15 protein-coding genes are annotated in these 16,195 nt (G+C 67.2%); 11 read left to right on the forward strand and 4 right to left on the reverse strand.

Going from position 1 to position 16,195, the window contains the following annotated elements; translation table 11 throughout:
- Nucleotide 1 precedes the first annotated feature (1 nt).
- Nucleotides 2-358 carry an antitoxin Xre/MbcA/ParS toxin-binding domain-containing protein gene (locus Q8O26_RS18075; protein ID WP_305578133.1) on the reverse strand — a complete coding sequence of 119 codons (357 nt, stop codon included), beginning with the start codon at nt 356-358 and terminating at the stop codon, nt 2-4.
- A 340-nt stretch (nt 359-698) separates the two neighbouring features.
- On the opposite strand from Q8O26_RS18075, the gene ffh reads away from it, so the two are divergent.
- The 7 genes from ffh to Q8O26_RS18110 all read left to right on the forward strand — a co-directional run bounded on the left by ffh (nt 699) and on the right by Q8O26_RS18110 (nt 8,451).
- The gene (ffh, locus tag Q8O26_RS18080) at nt 699-2,243 is read left to right on the forward strand and encodes a signal recognition particle protein (RefSeq protein WP_305578135.1); all 1,545 of its coding nucleotides are present in this window, start codon (nt 699-701) and stop codon (nt 2,241-2,243) included.
- A 57-nt stretch (nt 2,244-2,300) separates the two neighbouring features.
- Entirely contained in the window at nt 2,301-2,660 is a 360-nt protein-coding gene (rpsP, locus tag Q8O26_RS18085) for a 30S ribosomal protein S16 (RefSeq protein ID WP_305578137.1), read from the forward strand.
- 70 nt (nt 2,661-2,730) lie between these two features.
- The gene (gene rimM / locus Q8O26_RS18090; RefSeq protein WP_305578139.1) at nt 2,731-3,267 is read left to right on the forward strand and encodes a ribosome maturation factor RimM; all 537 of its coding nucleotides are present in this window, start codon (nt 2,731-2,733) and stop codon (nt 3,265-3,267) included.
- 8 nt (nt 3,268-3,275) lie between these two features.
- Nucleotides 3,276-3,962, forward strand: coding sequence for a tRNA (guanosine(37)-N1)-methyltransferase TrmD (trmD, locus tag Q8O26_RS18095; RefSeq protein WP_305578141.1), 687 nt, complete (start codon nt 3,276-3,278; stop codon nt 3,960-3,962).
- A gap of 293 nt (nt 3,963-4,255) precedes the next feature.
- Nucleotides 4,256-4,630, forward strand: a complete 375-nt coding sequence (gene rplS, locus Q8O26_RS18100; protein ID WP_305578143.1) for a 50S ribosomal protein L19 — start codon at nt 4,256-4,258, stop codon at nt 4,628-4,630.
- A 1,816-nt stretch (nt 4,631-6,446) separates the two neighbouring features.
- Nucleotides 6,447-7,370 carry a HEPN domain-containing protein gene (locus Q8O26_RS18105; protein ID WP_305578145.1) on the forward strand — a complete coding sequence of 308 codons (924 nt, stop codon included), beginning with the start codon at nt 6,447-6,449 and terminating at the stop codon, nt 7,368-7,370.
- Nucleotides 7,363-8,451, forward strand: coding sequence for a DGQHR domain-containing protein (locus Q8O26_RS18110; RefSeq protein WP_305578147.1), 1,089 nt, complete (start codon nt 7,363-7,365; stop codon nt 8,449-8,451). Before Q8O26_RS18105 ends, Q8O26_RS18110 begins: the two co-directional genes overlap by 8 nt.
- Here Q8O26_RS18110 and uvrB read toward each other — a convergent pair.
- From uvrB to Q8O26_RS18125, 3 genes are all read right to left on the reverse strand, one after another.
- Nucleotides 8,443-11,061 (reverse strand): excinuclease ABC subunit UvrB, encoded by a 2,619-nt coding sequence (gene uvrB, locus Q8O26_RS18115; protein ID WP_305578161.1) that lies wholly within the window; start codon nt 11,059-11,061, stop codon nt 8,443-8,445. The two genes, Q8O26_RS18110 and uvrB, sit on opposite strands and share 9 nt — an antisense overlap.
- A gap of 143 nt (nt 11,062-11,204) precedes the next feature.
- Nucleotides 11,205-11,762, reverse strand: coding sequence for a YeeE/YedE thiosulfate transporter family protein (locus Q8O26_RS18120; protein WP_305578149.1), 558 nt, complete (start codon nt 11,760-11,762; stop codon nt 11,205-11,207).
- Between the two features lie 15 nt (nt 11,763-11,777).
- The gene (locus Q8O26_RS18125) at nt 11,778-12,338 is read right to left on the reverse strand and encodes a YeeE/YedE thiosulfate transporter family protein (RefSeq protein WP_305578151.1); all 561 of its coding nucleotides are present in this window, start codon (nt 12,336-12,338) and stop codon (nt 11,778-11,780) included.
- Nucleotides 12,339-12,527: 189 nt separating this feature from the next.
- Between Q8O26_RS18125 and ppk2 the strand changes: the two genes are divergently transcribed.
- The 4 genes from ppk2 to Q8O26_RS18145 form a co-directional block, all read left to right on the forward strand.
- Nucleotides 12,528-13,625: a polyphosphate kinase 2 gene (gene ppk2, locus Q8O26_RS18130; protein WP_305578153.1), complete on the forward strand. Its 1,098-nt coding sequence runs from the start codon at nt 12,528-12,530 to the stop codon at nt 13,623-13,625.
- 125 nt (nt 13,626-13,750) lie between these two features.
- Nucleotides 13,751-14,722, forward strand: coding sequence for a tripartite tricarboxylate transporter substrate binding protein (locus Q8O26_RS18135; protein ID WP_305578155.1), 972 nt, complete (start codon nt 13,751-13,753; stop codon nt 14,720-14,722).
- A 93-nt stretch (nt 14,723-14,815) separates the two neighbouring features.
- The gene (locus Q8O26_RS18140) at nt 14,816-15,649 is read left to right on the forward strand and encodes a VCBS repeat-containing protein (protein ID WP_305578157.1); all 834 of its coding nucleotides are present in this window, start codon (nt 14,816-14,818) and stop codon (nt 15,647-15,649) included.
- Between the two features lie 81 nt (nt 15,650-15,730).
- Nucleotides 15,731-16,195, forward strand: a 465-nt coding sequence (locus tag Q8O26_RS18145; RefSeq protein ID WP_305578159.1) for a biotin/lipoyl-binding protein, incomplete at its 3' end; no start/stop codon positions are given.

The raw sequence follows: 16,195 nt of genomic DNA on the forward strand, positions 1-16,195 counted from the left end.
TCTAGGTATAGGTGCCCGCGTCGAGACTTTCGATGACAGCCAGAACCCGGTCGGCCCCTCCGTCATGGATGAGATCGATGGCGCGCGCGCCATCGAGCAGGCGGTGCCTGGAATAGAGCCAGATGCGGGTCTCCTCCGGCGTGTAGAACTCCGCCAGCCGGTCGACGACATAACGCAGGTCGGAGATCAGCAGTTGCATCCTGGGATGCGGAAAGGACGTGCCGGCGGTCCAACGGGAGACGGTCGCCGGCGATACCGAAGCGATGTTCGCGACATCCGAGCCTTTCAGGCCGCCGCGCTCCTTCAGATCGTTGATCAGGCGGGTCACGGCACCGGGCGCCGGGGTCGGTCCATCCATCGGGGCCTCCTCAAGGCTCCGTGACATACTATCATTTGCGTTTCAGAGTTTCAATTTGTGAAACGTCGATGCCGGTGCGTCCGGTCTCGGTCGCTCGACGTCCCTCGACCCCATAACCGCCGCCGGAGCGGGTCCGCCCCCCTTTCCTTGACTTTCCGCGCCGTTCCCTCTATCCGCACCCCACTCTCGCTCATCCGAGACCTGCCTTCGCCGACCGGGACCCGATCCCGGAGGTTCCCGCCCGACAGCGCAGCATGCGCCCTCGGGCGCGAAACGCGTTGCGGTTCCGGGTGGCTGAGACCACCTTGGGGGCATCTCGAAGGTGAACTCTGGAGCGATCATGTTCGAAGGCCTGTCGACACGACTGTCCGGCATCCTCGATCGCCTCAAGGGCCGCGGCGCGCTGAGCGAAGCCGATGTCCAGGAGGCGATGCGCGAGGTGCGCCGCGCGCTGCTGGAAGCGGACGTGGCGCTGGAAGTGGTACGCGCCTTCACCGACAAGGTCCGCGACCGCGCGGTGGGCGCCGAGGTCATCAAGTCGGTGACCCCCGGCCAGATGGTCGTCAAGATCGTCCATGACACGCTGGTCGAGACGCTGGGCACCGAGGGCGTCGCCATCGACCTCCAGGCCGTGCCGCCGGTGCCGATCATGATGGTCGGCCTGCAGGGCTCGGGCAAGACGACCACCACCGCCAAGCTCGCCAAGCGCCTCTTCGAGAAGCAGAAGAAGAAGGTGCTGATGGCCTCGCTCGATACGCGGCGCCCCGCCGCGATGGAGCAGCTCGCCATTCTCGGCAAGCAGATCGGTGTCGACACCCTGCCGATCGTCGCCGGCCAGACGCCGGTGCAGATCGCGCGGCGCGCCATCGAGGCGGGCAAGCTCGGCGGCTACGACGTGGTGATGCTGGATACCGCCGGCCGCACCCATGTGGACGAAGCCCTCATGATGGAGGTGGCCGAGGTCGAGAAGGCCGCCGGCCCGCACGAGACGCTGCTCGTCGTCGACAGCCTCACCGGCCAGGACGCGGTCAATGTCGCGCGTTCCTTCACCGGGCGGGTCAAGGTCACCGGCGTCGTGCTGACCCGCGTCGACGGCGACGGCCGCGGCGGCGCGGCGCTCTCCATGCGCGCGGTCACCGGAAAGCCGATCAAGCTGCTCGGCACGTCCGAGAAGATGGACGGGCTGGAGGATTTCCACCCCTCGCGCATCGCCAACCGCATCCTCGGCATGGGCGACATCGTCTCGCTGGTCGAGAAGGCGGCGGATTCGATCGATGCCGAAAAGGGCATGGCGATCGCCAAGCGCATGCAGTCAGGCCAGTTCAACCTGAGCGACATGGGCGACCAGCTCGACCAGATGATGAAGCTCGGCGGCATGCAGGGCCTGATGGGCATGCTGCCCGGCGTCAAGAACATGCAGAAGCAGCTGGCGGGCGCCGTCGATGACAAGGCGCTGAAGCGCCAGCGCGCCATCATCCACGCCATGACCCCCTGGGAGCGGCGCAACCCGAAAGAGATCGACGGCAAGCGCCGCCGTCGCATCGCCCGCGGCTCCGGCACCCAGCCCGAGGACGTCAACAAGGTGCTGAAGATGCATCGCGGCATGGCCGACATGATGAAGGCCATGGGCGGCCCCGGCGCCAAGCGCGGCCCCATGGCGGGTATCGCCAACATGTTCGGCCTCGGCGGCGGCATGCCCCAGCCCACCCCGGAAATGCTCGCCGAACTGCAGCAGAAGATGCCCGGCGGGCTTCCGGGTTCTTTGCCCGACAAGATGCCGGCCCTGCCGCCCGGCGGCCTGCCCCCGGGGTTCCCCGGTCTCGGCGGCCTCGGCGGGGGCAAGCTTCCCGGCCTTCCCGGCTTTCCCTTCGGCAAGAAGAAATAGCCGGCCCGTTTTCCTCACCCCATCCCGACCCTCACGAACGACCCAACGGAGTATCCCATGTCGCTCAAGATCCGCCTCGCCCGCCGCGGCACCAAGAAGCGCCCCTTCTACCAGATCGTCGTCGCCGACTCGCGCTCGCCGCGCGACGGCCGCTTCATCGAGAAGATCGGCACCTACAACCCGATGCTGTCGAAGGACCAGAAGCGCTTCGAGTTCGACGCCGAAGCCGCCAAGGCCTGGATGGCCAAGGGCGCCCTGCCGACCGACCGCGTCGCCCGCTTCTTCGACAGCGAGGGCCTGATGAAGCGCGCTCCGTCGAACAACCCGGAGAAGGCCGTTCCCGGCAAGAAGGCCGAGGAGCGCGCTGCCTCGAAGGCCGCCAAGGCTGCGAAGGCCACCGAAGCCGCCGCCGAGTGACGTGCTGACCACCTCCGTGCAGGGCGACCTGCACGGAGGACGCACTCCCCTCGTGCCAGGCGCATCACCCATGTCCACCGACCTCGTCCTCGTCGCCAAGTTCGGCGCCCCGCACGGGGTGCGGGGAGAGGTGCGCGTCAAGTCCTATACCCAGGACCCGGCGGCGATCCTCGACTACTCCCCCCTGCAGTCGCGCGACGGCCGCCTCTACACGGTCACCAGCGTGCGCCCGGCCGGCGAGGTGCTGGTCGCCCGCATTGCCGAGCTGAAGGACCGCAATGCCGCCGAGGCGGTCACCAACATGCAGCTCTTCGTGCCGCGCGAGCGCATTCCGCCCGCCGACGACGAGGACGAGTTCCTCCATGCCGACTTGATCGGCCTGAAGGTCGAGACGCTCACCGGCGAGCCCGTCGGCACGGTCACCGCGGTCTATGATTTCGGCGCCGGCGACGTCATCGACGTGGCGCGCAAGGGCCAGCGGGCGGTGATGATCCCCTTCACCAAGGCGGTTGTCCCCACCGTCGACATCGCCGGCGGCCGCATCGTCGTCGATCCGCCGGAGGGCCTGCTCGAGGACACGCCGCGCGACCCCGAAGACCGCGACTGAGGCGCGCCATGTTCCGCGCCTCGGTCCTCACCCTCTTCCCCGAGATGTTTCCCGGCCCGCTCGGCCTGTCGCTGGCCGGACGGGCACTGGGCGAGGCCTGGGGCCTCGACACGCATGCCATCCGCGACTTCGCCACCGACCGCCACCGCACCGTCGACGACACCCCGGCGGGCGGCGGGCCGGGCATGGTGATGAAGGCGGATGTGCTCGCCCGCGCCATCGACCACGCCTCCCCGGATGGCGACCCCCGCCCCCGCCTCTACATGTCGCCGCGCGGCAGGCCCCTCACCCAGGGCTTCGTGCGGGAACTCGCCGCCGGCCCCGGCGCCGTCATCCTCTGCGGCCGCTTCGAGGGCGTCGACGAGCGGCTGATCGCGGCGCGCGGCCTCACCGAGATCTCCATCGGCGACTATGTGCTCTCCGGCGGCGAGCTCGCCGCCCTGGTCCTCCTCGACGCGGTGGTACGCCTCCTGCCCGGCGTCATGGGCCATGCCGAGAGCGGCACCGAGGAGAGCTTCGAGACCGGCCTGCTCGAATATCCCCATTACACGCGGCCGCAGGTCTTCGAGGGCCTGACCATCCCCGAGATCCTCGTCTCCGGCGACCATGCGAAGATCGCCCGCTGGCGCCGCGCCGAGGCCGAGCGGCTGACGCGGGAGCGCCGGCCCGACCTCTGGGCCAAGCGCGGGGGTTGAGGGAAAGCCTCCGCCCTTTCCGCGTCATGGCCGGGCTTGTCCCGGCCATCCACGACTTGACCACCGCCGCGTGAGAAGAAGTCGTGGATGCCCGGGACAAGCCCGGGCATGACGCAATTCATTCTCGGCGCAGAAGGCCTTCGCATCGCGGCCTCCCTCTGTCCTCCCGTCAGAATCCGCGTGACAATCCCTGCCTTTTCGACTATCGAGCCGCCTTCCGGCGGGCTTGATGCCCATCCTCGGAACCAAGACCAACAAGATGCCGGCCAAGCCCGGCCACAAGGACTGACCCGATGAACCTGATCCAGACCCTGGAGGCCGAAGAGGCCGCCCGCGTCCTCGGCGACAAGAAGCTGCCGAACTTCGCCCCCGGCGACACCATCATCGTCAACGTGAAGGTGCGCGAAGGCGAGCGCTCCCGCGTCCAGGCCTATGAGGGCGTCTGCATCGCCCGCTCCGGCGGCGGCCTGATGGAGAGCTTCACCGTCCGCAAGATCTCCTATGGCGAGGGCGTCGAGCGCGTCTTCCCGGTGCACTCCCCGATCATCGACTCCATCAAGCTGCTGCGCCGCGGCAAGGTCCGTCGCGCGAAGCTCTATTACCTGCGCGATCGCCGCGGCAAGTCCGCCCGCATCGCCGAGCGCGTCGAGCGCTCCGACAAGGCCTGAGCCTTCCCGCCAGAGACGGATTGTCGGAACGGGGCCTTCGGGCCCCGTTTTGCGTTCGGAGGCGGGCGCGGCAGCCGCGCCCAATGGGGGCCCAGCTCCAGAAGATAGGCCAGGTGCAGGGCCATGAGCTCCTGATCCTCGGGCATGCCGCCACCATAGAGGCGGCTGGCGCAGGTCTCGGCCAGCCGGCAGGCGCGGGCGCGGCGACAGGCCTTGCGCCGGCAGAGGCGATGGGCGCCCTCGGCGCTGTGGAGATGGCGGCGGATGGCGCGCTGCTCGTCGGGGGTCATGGGCTTGTTCCCTGGGGGTTGGGGTGGTGGGATCTGCCCCACCCGCACCCTCCCCGCGCGGCGCGCGGAGAGGGGGACTTCGACGTCGCGCTTCGGTCGGATGGGTCGGACCTGGCCCGGCCTTCGCCTGCATGGCCCCACCCGCACCCTCCCCGCGCGGCGCGCGGAGAGGGGGACTTCGACGTCGCGCTGGCCGGGATCGGCTGTGCCTGGCTCCACCGTCGCCGGCAGTGCCGGGCGTCGTAGTCCCCCTCCCCTTGGAGCGGAGCGACGAGGGGAGGGTGCGGGTGGGGCATGGGGACTGCGGTGCGCTCTGACAGGCACACCCCCACCGCTCCCCGCCGGGGAGAGGTGAAGCGGTGCCGGCTGCGCTGTCCCTTCGATCCATCCACCCATGCCTCCCCGTTCCCGCGCCTGATGAGGCCGGGGCTTGCTCCGTCGGTCCCCGCCCTTCCGGATCGGAAGCGCGAGGGGTGAAGCGCCGTCAGGCGCGGAGGCCAAGCCTCCTGGCGCCGCGGGTCGCCCCGCGGAACCGGACTTCGCTGCCGAAGCCCGCCGGCTCGCGTGGAATCCGTTTGGTGGCCCGGATCAAGCATCCGGGTGGTGGCCCGGATCAAGCATCCGGGCTGACCCGAGGAAACGGACCCCGCGCGAGCCGGCGCGCCCCACGGCGCTTCACCGCGGCATTTGTCGTTCACCGGGCCGCGCGTCCGGGGCGCGTGGGGCAGGAGGGCATGGCCCGCGGCCAGCCTCCCCGGCCTCGGGACGACGCGGTTACCCGCATATCCCCGAAAGCCCCCGGCGGATGGGGTCACCCCCGCCCGCCGGTCCCGCGCGCCCACCCAGCGATGCTCCTCGCGCAACGGTCACCCCCGGCGCGGATGCGCCCGCGGGGCCCGAAGGGGCGGTGTTCCCGGCGACGCCCCCGCGTGTCGGCTGGTAAGGCCGCCGCACGGGAGAACCGCCCCTCCGCCCCATCACCCGCACCACCGGACGATGCCTCGACGAGGACGGAAGGTGCGAAGAGGATAAGGGCGGTTCGGAAAACGGGGAGAAAGGACGCGCGGATTTTTTTCGGCGGGCGGGAAAGGTGGGGAGGATCAGGGGGTTGGTCGGAGGGGGATGGCGGGAAGGGGGCCGAGTTGTCCCCGGGGTGGGGCGGGGCACGCCGCTATTGCCGAAGTTAGCAGGCCCACCCGCCGGAGCCACCACCTGTCATGCCCGGCCTTGGGCCGGGTATCCACGACTTCTCGAAGGGCGGTGGACAAGGCGTGGATACCCGGCATAGCCGAGGCCACGCCTCGGCGTTCCTCACACATGACGGCGGCCAAAGGCCGCCTTTGCCCGGGCATGACGGTTGAGGGAGAGCGTGCGGCACCGCCTCATCGGCCAATCCCTCTCCCCGCGTGGAAAAGAGTGCCCCGTCAGCGGGTTGGTCAGGGGTGAGTTGGTCGCCCACGCAGTTGACGTTGAGAAGCGATACACCCTATGGTCGCATCAATTGCAAACACTTGCTCGGTTGAATTGTGGCTCGCCAGACTCGCAAACAGGACAAGTTCTACATTGTCTCGCCCTTTGGAGTCGCCCTTGAAACTCTTCCGGGCGGTACACACCAAATTTCATCGGGACTGACGTTTTCTCCTTTGGCGAATGAGTATCGCATCTCAATCATCGACTATCTCGATGAGAAAAAGGAAGAGGCGCTCTCCCAGCGGGTGCGGTCACGACCTGCTTTCCTGATTGATACAGCAGCAAACGAAATCGGACGAACCGCGGCCACCGAAGACGAACGCATCGATGCGTTCTTACAGGTCCACCGCTTCGCACTTGAAACAATCTGCAATCTGAAATGCCCTCTCGCTGTTTTCGGAAGCGACGGAAGCTCCGTAATAAGGCACCATATCGAAACCACTGATCTTTGGCGAATGGCCGACACAGGGGCCAACTTACATAACGACGACTGGGACAAGCATGCTACATTCCTCCGCTTTCTTTATGAGAGCGTGCCAGTCGCACCGCTTTCGCTTCTTTCAATCACTCGATTGTCAAAAGCCTTCCGCGAAGGGCCAACCCCTGACGGAATTATTGACATCGCAATTTGCTTGGAGTGCTTGATAACAGCAAGCTCAGAAATAAAATTCCAGTTTGCACTTTACCATTCCCTGATTGGCTCTGACGATATTACGTCACGGGACCATGATTTTCGCCGACTGCAAAAACTATACGATGTCCGCAGCAAGACCGTACATGGGGGCCAGGTCACGAAGGGTGACAAAAAGAAGCTTGCGGAACTGGTTGGCGACTGGGACAACTTGATAGCTCTAGCCCGGAAAAATATAACCTACTATCTGCTGTTCTGCCGATCGCAAGGACCCGCAGATTGGCCGGACCACCTAAGAGCTTTGGCGCTTGGTGAAGCCAGGATTCAACCAGAGGCGAGCCGTGATTAAGCTGCATGTTCTGCAAGGGGTTGTCCTCGGAGTGGAGGTTCTACGGGGCTTCGCCAAACTCAGCGACTTGGCGAGAATCTCCCGCGCGGACGTATATGACGAGAAGAACAATCCGCTTGGTACGCAGCGCGATCTCAGCCCAAAGCACGCGCGGGAGGCGTACGAGTATGCGCGGAGCGCAAACAGAGGATATTGGCCGGAGGTTCTACTTTGCGTCAGAGACGGGCGATCTTTAAAGTTCACACCGATGGCTGATGGATTTGGCACACTCGAAATCGACGACGTCGCAATCCAACAATCCTCCTCAATCGCCATTTCACGCATTGACGGAAACCACCGCCTTCACTTCGCCGATGGCCAGACCGCTCAGATTCCGAAATTGGATCGGATTGTCTCGTTTTGCATCGCCCTCGATGTGGGCCTACATGAAGAAATTGCTCTGTTCCGCGACATTAACAACAATCAAAAGCGGATGGACACAAGTCACCTCGATAAAATCGAGATACGTCTCTCCGGCGAAGAGGCAATTAAAAGCAGAAATCCGCCACTATATATTGCGAATCGACTCGCAAACGACAGCGACAGCCCCATTTCAATTTTCGTATACCAAGGAGGCAAGCGCCCTCCAGGGGCCTTTATTCCGCTGAAATCGATCCATACCGGTATCGAATACATGATGTCTAGACAGACGCGCTTGACAGCGATTGGGGATATCGATGCCCAGCTTGTACTAATAAAGAACTACTTTAGGGCCCTGAGCCAGTGGGTGCCAGAGGCATGGGAACATCACAAAGATTACCTCCTTCTTCGCGGTGCCGGCTTTTGGGGAACCTGCTTTCTAGGTGCCGAAATCATTGATCGAGTTGTCTCGAAGAAAAAACACTCAGTTGAGGACATGCTGGCAGCGCTAAGGTCAGGCCGCACATGGAACTGGCACCGGAACGGCGATTTTCAGGGTTACAGCGGTCGCGGTGGAGCGGTAAAGATTGCCGACAAAATTATTCGGGAGCTTAAGGACGAACAAGGAATGACTATGCATGATCTGCTTGAGGAAATACTGAAACCACAGCGCTCATCTTGAAGTCTTCCTCCCCGGCTTGCCCCCGCCCTTCTTCCTGACCGCACCACCGGCCGGCACCTCCCGGTCCGTCCCCGGCCCCATGCTGTCCAGCCCGGGCTTGGCGGCGCGTGACGGCGGCAGGTTGGCCGAGCGGCCATATTTCTTCGGGCCCTTGAAGCCGCCGGTGCGGTCGTCCACCGCCTGCTGCCGCGCCAGGGGATCGTCGGAAATGGCGAGTTCGGTCTCGCGCAGGCGCTTGAGCTCGTCGCGCAGGCGCGCCGCCTCCTCGAAGCGGAGGTCCGCGGCGGCCTCGCGCATGCGCTTTTCGAGATCGCCGATGACCGCCTGGAGATTGTGGCCGACCGCCGCGCCCTGCCTGGCAAGGCCGGCATCGACGGTGACGTGGTCCTTCTCGTAGACCGAGTCGAGGATCTGGGCGATCTCGCGCTTGATGGTCTGCGGCGTGATGCCGTGGGCCTCGTTCCAGGCCGTCTGCTTCTCGCGGCGGCGGTTGGTCTCGGCGATGGCGCGCTCCATGGAGCCGGTCATGCGGTCGGCATAGAGCAGCACGCGGCCGTCAATGTTGCGGGCGGCGCGGCCGATGGTCTGGATCAGCGAGGTTTCCGAGCGGAGAAAACCCTCCTTGTCGGCATCGAGGATGGCGACGAGGGCGCATTCGGGAATGTCGAGGCCCTCGCGCAGCAGGTTGATGCCGACGAGGCAGTCGAAGGCGCCGAGCCTGAGGTCGCGCAGGATCTCGATGCGCTCGATCGTGTCGATGTCCGAATGCATGTAGCGGACGCGCACGCCCTGCTCGTGCAGATATTCGGTGAGGTCCTCGGCCATGCGCTTGGTCAGCACGGTGACGAGGGAGCGGTAGCCGGCGGCGGAGGTGGCCTTGACCTCGCCGATGAGGTCGTCGACCTGGGTGCGCGCCGGGCGGATGATGCAGGGCGGGTCGATGAGGCCGGTGGGGCGGATGACCTGTTCGGAGAAGGTGCCGCCGGTCTGGTTCAGCTCCCAGGGGCCGGGCGTGGCCGAGACATGGACGGTCTGCGGCCGCATGGCCTCCCATTCCTCGAAGCGCAAGGGACGGTTGTCCATGCAGGAGGGCAGGCGGAAGCCGTATTCGGCGAGGGTCGCCTTGCGGCGGAAGTCGCCGCGATACATGGCGCCGATCTGCGGGATGGTGACGTGGCTCTCGTCGACGAAGACCAGGGCGTCGTCGGGGACATATTCGAAGAGGGTCGGCGGCGGCTCGCCGGGGCGGCGTCCGGTGAGCCAGCGCGAATAGTTCTCGATGCCGGCGCAGGAGCCGGCGGCCTCCATCATCTCGAGGTCGAAGCGGGTGCGCTGCTCCAGCCGCTGCGCCTCCAGCAGGCGGCCGGCCTTGTTGAGCTCGTCGAGGCGCCAGTTCAGCTCCTCCTTGATGCCGGAAATGGCCTGGACGAGGGTCGGGCGCGGCGTGACGTAGTGGGAATTGGCGTAGACCTTGACGAAGCCGAGGTCGGCATTCTTCTGGCCGGTGAGCGGGTCGAATTCGGCGATGGACTCGACCTCGTCGCCGAAGAGGTTGATGCGCCAGGCGCGGTCTTCCAGATGGGCGGGGAAGAGCTCGATGGTGTCGCCGCGGACCCGGAACGTGCCGCGGGAGAAGTCCATCTGCGTGCGCTTGTACTGCAGCGCGATGAGGTCGGCGATGAGCTGGCGCTGGTCGAGGCGCTCGCCGACCTTCACCCCGAAGGTCATGGCCGTGTAGGTCTCGACCGAGCCGATGCCGTAGATGCAGGAGACGGAGGCGACGATGATGACGTCGTCGCGTTCGAGCAGGGCGCGCGTCGCCGAATGGCGCATGCGGTCGATCTGCTCGTTGATGGAGGATTCCTTCTCGATGTAGGTGTCGGAGCGGGGAACGTAGGCCTCCGGCTGGTAATAGTCGTAGTAGGAGACGAAATATTCCACCGCATTGTTCGGGAAGAAGCTCTTGAACTCGCCATAGAGCTGGGCGGCGAGGGTCTTGTTCGGCGCCAGCACGATGGCCGGGCGCTGGGTCTCGTTGATGATCTGGGCGGCGGTGAAGGTCTTGCCGGAGCCGGTGACGCCGAGCAGGACCTGGTCGCGCTCGCCGGCGCGGATGCCGGTGACGAGTTCGGCGATGGCGGCGGGCTGGTCGCCGGCGGGCTGGAAGCTGGAGACGATCTCGAAGCGCTTGCCGCCCTCCCATTTCTCCGGCCGCGACGGCTTGTGCGGCACCCAGGTGCGGCCGTCGACCTCGGGCCGGCCCTCCTGGATCAGCCGCTCCAGCGCCTTGACCGTGGCGGTGACGCCGGAGGCGCCGATCTCCGATTCGATGTCGAGGGCCTGGGCCTGTTCGACGCCGATGCCGAGCCGGTGGGCGAGGGCCTTGTCGGCCAGCGTCGCCTCCGCCTTGAAGGCGGCCTGCGGCGCCTCGGCGAAGCCGCCGGTGGGGCCGGTGCCGGAGCCGACACCGGCCGTGCCGCGGTTGATGGCGGGGTTGAGCAGGTCGGCGAGAGCAGGCCCGAGCGGCTGCAGCTCCGGCTTGGACGCCTTCGAGTTCGGCGCGCGGGCCGGCTTCGGCGACTTCGGGACGGCTTTGGGGCTTTTCGGCATGGCCGCAATATGGGCCTGCCGGGCCGGGCGGGAAAGGGCGGCATCGGCCATCCCGCCATGCTGCTGACAGGCCATGGCAGCGGCGCGAAAAAAAAGGGCGGAGCCGACGGCTCCGCCCGAGGCGTGGGAGAGGTGTGGCGGGCTCAGGCGCGCTTGGCGGAGGCGCGCTCGACGGCGACGAAGAGGGTGAGGGCAACCACGGCCAGCGCCGCGAAGATCGCCCAGGGGCTGATGCCGAGCAGGGTGTGGAGCTGCACCCGGCCGAGGGCGCCGACGGGCAGGATGGTGGCCTTCACCCAGTCGAAGGTCAGGGCATAGACGATGCCGCCGACCAGCATGCCGCCGGCGCCGACGAGGGCGTGGAGGCTGCCGCCGCCGATGGCCGCCAGCGCCGTGCCGGGGCAATAGCCGTAGAGCACCATGCCGACGCCGAAGAGGGCGGCGCCGAGCGACACGGCCAGGAGGTCGGCCGGCTTGATGTGGAACTTGGCATAGCCGAACTGGACCATGAGGAAGACGCCGACGCCGCCGACGATGATGGCGGTCATCATGATCTTGAGGACGGTGAAGTCCTGGAACAGGAACTGCCGGACGATGGTGTTGTAGTCGGCGACCCGGCCGCGATGCAGCAGGAAGCCGAAGGCGAAGCCGAAGACGACCGAGAGAAACAGGGCGGCGGTGCCGGTGACGGGAAGGGTCATGGTGATGTCCTCGGATCAGCGGGCGGTACGGAACATGGCGAAGGCGGTGGCGGTGCCGGTGGCGAACATCACGGCGAGGAAGACCCAGCCGCTGAGCGCCAGCTGCAGGCCGCCGGAAATGCCGTTGCCGCTGGTGCAGCCATTGGCGAGGCGGGCGCCGTACATGGCGATGATGCCGCCGAGGAAGGCCGCGGCGTAGCGCTTCAACGGCGAGGGGCCGAAGCGCTCGGCCCAGACGGTGGGCACCTGCTCGAAGCGGAAGGAGCCGGCCAGCACGGCCGAACCGAAGCCGCCGGCCAGCGTGCCGACGAGGAACAGCGTGCCGTAATCGAGGCTGAACAGGTTCCTGGCCCAGTAGCTGTTCCTGGCCACGGCCTCGGCGCCGAGGACCGGCGTGGCGACGGCACCCGAGACCTGGGACAGGGCGGTGGTGATGCCCAGCGGATTGTTGACGACGAGGAAGACGACCCAGCTCAGCACGCCGATGCCGATGCCGACGAGATAGGGGGTCCAGTCGATGATCAGCCCGGCGCGGGCGGCTGCTGGCCGGTAGTCGAGCGTGGTCTGGAGCGACATGGCGGTCTCACGATGACGGTGGCGTTGCGGGCGATGCGAAGCGTCTCGGCTCCGCACCAGCCTTTCCTCCTATACATATGAATGTGTGAATGTGTCAACGGCCCTGTTGCTGGCGGAGTTGATCCAGAACATGGCAGGGCCTGCGGTTTCGTCGTTTCCTCGGAAGATTGACGCTAGGGAACGACGGCCATGACCCTCGACGACATCGTCCATTCCGACACCGACACGCCCGCCCTCGCCGCGTCCGAGCGGCCCGTTGCGGCCCCGAAGACCCTCGCCGCGGACACCGCCGACCTTGCGGCGGAGGGGCCCGAAGGCGCGGCCGCCATCGCCCAGGCGGCGGGCGATGTCGGCGAGGTGGTGGTGGCCGAAGAGGACGGCCCTGCGCCCGGACGGGCCGCCCGCGGGCGCCACCAGATCGCCCAGATGAAGCGCGACCCGGCGACCATCCGGCGGCTCTTCGAAAGCGGCGAATACCCTTACGTGACGCGCATGGCGGCCAAGCCCTACGAGGCCCACATGCTGGAGCTGCAGCGCGAGCTGCTCAAGGCCCAGCGCTGGATCGAGGAAAGCGGCGAGCGCATCGTCGTGCTGTTCGAGGGCCGCGACGCCGCCGGCAAGGGCGGCACGATCAAGCGCTACATGGAGCATCTCAACCCACGCATGGCCCGCGTCGTGGCACTCGCCAAGCCGAGCGAGCGGGAACGCACGCAATGGTATTTCCAGCGCTACATCGCCCATCTGCCGTCGGCCGGCGAACTCGCCCTGTTCGACCGCTCCTGGTACAACCGCGCCGGCGTCGAACGGGTGATGGGGTTCTGCTCGCCCACCGACTATCTCGAATTCATGCGCCAGTGCCCGGATCTGGAGCGCATGCTGACGCGGGCCGGGATCCGGCTGTTCAAATACTGGTTCTCGGTGTCGCGCGACGAACAGCGCAGCCGTTTCGAGGCGCGCGAGACCGACCCGCTGAAGCAATGGAAGCTCTCGCCCATCGACCGCGCCTCGCTCGACAAGTGGGACGCCTATACGGAGGCCAAGGAGGCGATGTTCTTCTACACCGACACCGCCGACGCCCCCTGGACCATCGTCAAGTCGGACGACAAGAAGCGGGCGCGGCTTGCCTGCATGCAGCATTTCCTGTCGTCCCTGCCCTACCCCAACAAGGATCTCTCCGTGGCGGTGCAGCCCGACCCGCTGATCGTCGGCGCGACCAGCCACGTCATCGGCCGCGACGGCAGCATTCTCGGCAAGACCGTGCATCCGGAGCTGCGCCGCGGCAGCTAGGCCGTCGGCGGAGACAGGCACGGATCGCGGGGCGGGTCCGCGCCGCGCGGCCTTGACGGCCATCGGGCCGGCCCGGGTATGTCACGGTTCGATCAGCAGACTGATCGGACGCCCCGGAGCATCGCATGACCACCCTGTCCCGCCGGACCACCCTTGGCCTCATCGCCTCGAGCCTCGCTGCTCCCGCCCTTGCCCAGGCCGACTATCCCACCCGTCCGGTCACCGTCATCGTGCCGCAGGCGGCGGGCGGCGCCAACGACATCATCGGCCGCCTGGTCAGCGAGAAGCTGTCGGAGGTCATGGGCCAGCGTTTCGTGGTCGAGAACCGCGCCGGCGCCGGCGGCAATCTCGGCTCCCAGGCCGCCGCCCGGTCGACGCCGGACGGGTACACCCTGCTCGTCACCATCTCGGCGAGCCAGGCGATCAATCCGGCGCTCTATGCCCGCACCGGTTTCGACCCGGTGAAGGATTTCGCGCCCATCTCGCTGCTCGGCACCGTGCCGAACGTGCTCGTGGTGCACCCGGCCTTCGAGGCGAAGTCCGTCGCCGACCTCATCCGCCTGGCGAAGGACAAGCCCGGCTTCTACCAATATGCCTCGGCCGGCAACGGCACGCTCAACCACCTCGTCGGCGAGATGCTGAAGTCGCGGGCCGGCATCGACCTCAAGCACATCCCCTATCGCGGCATCGCGCCGGCGCTTTCGGACGTCATCGCCGGCCATGTGCCGATCAGCTTCGCCAACCTGCCCGCCGCCATCAGCCAGATCCAGGCCGGCACGGTGCGCGCCCTCGGCGTGTCGACGCTCAAGCGCAACAGCTTCGTGCCCGACGTGCCGACGATCGCCGAGACGGTGCCCGGCTTCGACGCCGAGCTGTGGATCGCCCTCTATGCCATCGCCGGCACGCCGCAGCCGGTGATCGACCGGCTGGTCGCCGCCACCCACCGGGCGCTTCAGGCACCCGACATCAAGGCGAAATTCGCCCAGCAAGGCGCGGAAGTGGTGACCTCCACCCCGGCCGAACTGGCGGCGAAGCTCGATGCCGACCTCAAGGTCTGGGCGGAGATCGTCAAGGCCTCCGGCGCCCGGATCGAGTGAGTGGGTCCGCTTGCGGCTCCGGAACACGCTGCACGCGACGGTAACCCGATGGGGCTATCCTCGAGGTCCCTGATCGGCCTCGAGGATGTCGTCATGATGCACCACCCACCGCTCAGCCGGCGGCTCGCCCTTTGCGGACTGGTCGCGGCCACGTTGCCCGCCACAGCCCAGGCGCCGCGCCGCAGGCTACCAGATACCGAGACCACGCGGGCCGGCGGTGTGTCGGCCTGGCTGACCGATCCCACCACGCGCTACGCCCATGCCGTGCTCGGCGATGCCATCGAGGCCGGCGGCTTCGCCGTGGAACAGGCGGGGCGGCAGTTCCACGTCACGCTGCCGGAGGAGGCGGTGTTCGAGGATCGCCGCGTCCGGCTGGAGGACATCGATGGCGACGGCCGGCCAGAGGCGATCGTCGTCAAGTCCTATCTGCGGCGCGGCGCGGCTCTGGCCGTCTATCGCATCGAGGCCGATGCCATCGTGCCGCTGGCGGAAAGCGATCCGATCGGAATCCCCAACCGCTGGCTCAACCCGGTCGGTGTCGCCGCCTTCACCGGGGACGGGCGGCCGCTGATCGCCGCGGTGATCACCCCGCATATTGCCGGTTCGCTGCGCCTCTACCGGCTGCAGGGCAGCGCCCTCGTCGAGGTGGCCCGGCTCGACGGGGTCACCAACCACGTTATCGGCTCGCGCGACCTCGACCTGGCGCGGATCACCGACATTGACGGCGACGGTCGCCCGGAGATCGTGGTGCCGGCGCAGGACCGCCTGAGCCTGACGGCCGTCAGCTTCGCGGGGGGACGCGGGCGGATCGTGGCGCGGGCGGTGGTGCCGAGCCCGATCATCCGGCTTGAACCGATGAACGGCGCCGCGGCGGTGGTCCATCTCCAGGACCGCAGCACGGTGACGCTGGCGCTGCGGCCCGGCTGATCTGGAACCTTGCGAAACTGTCACGTGAGCAGGGGCGCGACCCGTGATAGACAGGCGGCATGATACCGGACTCCCTTTGACATGCGCCGCTGGATCGTCCTGCTTCTTCTCGTCGCCGCCCTCGGAGGCGGCGCCTGGTGGCTGACCGGGCCGGGTTCGCTCGCGGTCGCCGACCAGCCCGCCTGGCGCACGGCCCGGGTCGACCGCGGCGACGTGGTCGCGGCGGTCAATGCCACCGGCACGATCAATCCGATCTCCACCGTGGTGGTGGGATCGCAGGTCTCCGGGCAGGTGCTGGAGATCCTCGCCGACTACAATTCGCAGGTCGAGGCCGGGCAGATTCTCGCCCGCCTCGATCCGACGCAGGTGCGGGCGCGCCTCGACGGCTCGCGCGCCGACCTCGCCAATGTGCGCGCCGCGCGCGAGGTGCAGCTGGCGCAGATCGAACAGGCGCGCTCCGAGATCGTGCGCGCCGAGGCGGTCCGCCAGGACGTCACGGCCAAACTGGCGCAGGTCGAGGCGCAGCTCGCCGAGGCCGAGCGCAAC

This window comes from Phreatobacter sp., assembly GCF_030691135.1.
GTDB lineage: Bacteria > Pseudomonadota > Alphaproteobacteria > Rhizobiales > Phreatobacteraceae > Phreatobacter.

What these genes read in the sequence shown, in the direction of transcription:
- Q8O26_RS18075 (WP_305578133.1), bottom strand. Translation starts at nt 358, where the DNA reads ATGGATGGACCGACCCCGGCGCCCGGTGCCGTGACCCGCCTGATCAAC.
- ffh (WP_305578135.1), top strand. Translation starts at nt 699, where the DNA reads ATGTTCGAAGGCCTGTCGACACGACTGTCCGGCATCCTCGATCGCCTC.
- rpsP (WP_305578137.1), top strand. Translation starts at nt 2,301, where the DNA reads ATGTCGCTCAAGATCCGCCTCGCCCGCCGCGGCACCAAGAAGCGCCCC.
- rimM (WP_305578139.1), top strand. Translation starts at nt 2,731, where the DNA reads ATGTCCACCGACCTCGTCCTCGTCGCCAAGTTCGGCGCCCCGCACGGG.
- trmD (WP_305578141.1), top strand. Translation starts at nt 3,276, where the DNA reads ATGTTCCGCGCCTCGGTCCTCACCCTCTTCCCCGAGATGTTTCCCGGC.
- rplS (WP_305578143.1), top strand. Translation starts at nt 4,256, where the DNA reads ATGAACCTGATCCAGACCCTGGAGGCCGAAGAGGCCGCCCGCGTCCTC.
- uvrB (WP_305578161.1), bottom strand. Translation starts at nt 11,061, where the DNA reads ATGCCGAAAAGCCCCAAAGCCGTCCCGAAGTCGCCGAAGCCGGCCCGC.
- Q8O26_RS18120 (WP_305578149.1), bottom strand. Translation starts at nt 11,762, where the DNA reads ATGACCCTTCCCGTCACCGGCACCGCCGCCCTGTTTCTCTCGGTCGTC.
- Q8O26_RS18125 (WP_305578151.1), bottom strand. Translation starts at nt 12,338, where the DNA reads ATGTCGCTCCAGACCACGCTCGACTACCGGCCAGCAGCCGCCCGCGCC.
- ppk2 (WP_305578153.1), top strand. Translation starts at nt 12,528, where the DNA reads ATGACCCTCGACGACATCGTCCATTCCGACACCGACACGCCCGCCCTC.
- Q8O26_RS18135 (WP_305578155.1), top strand. Translation starts at nt 13,751, where the DNA reads ATGACCACCCTGTCCCGCCGGACCACCCTTGGCCTCATCGCCTCGAGC.
- Q8O26_RS18140 (WP_305578157.1), top strand. Translation starts at nt 14,816, where the DNA reads ATGATGCACCACCCACCGCTCAGCCGGCGGCTCGCCCTTTGCGGACTG.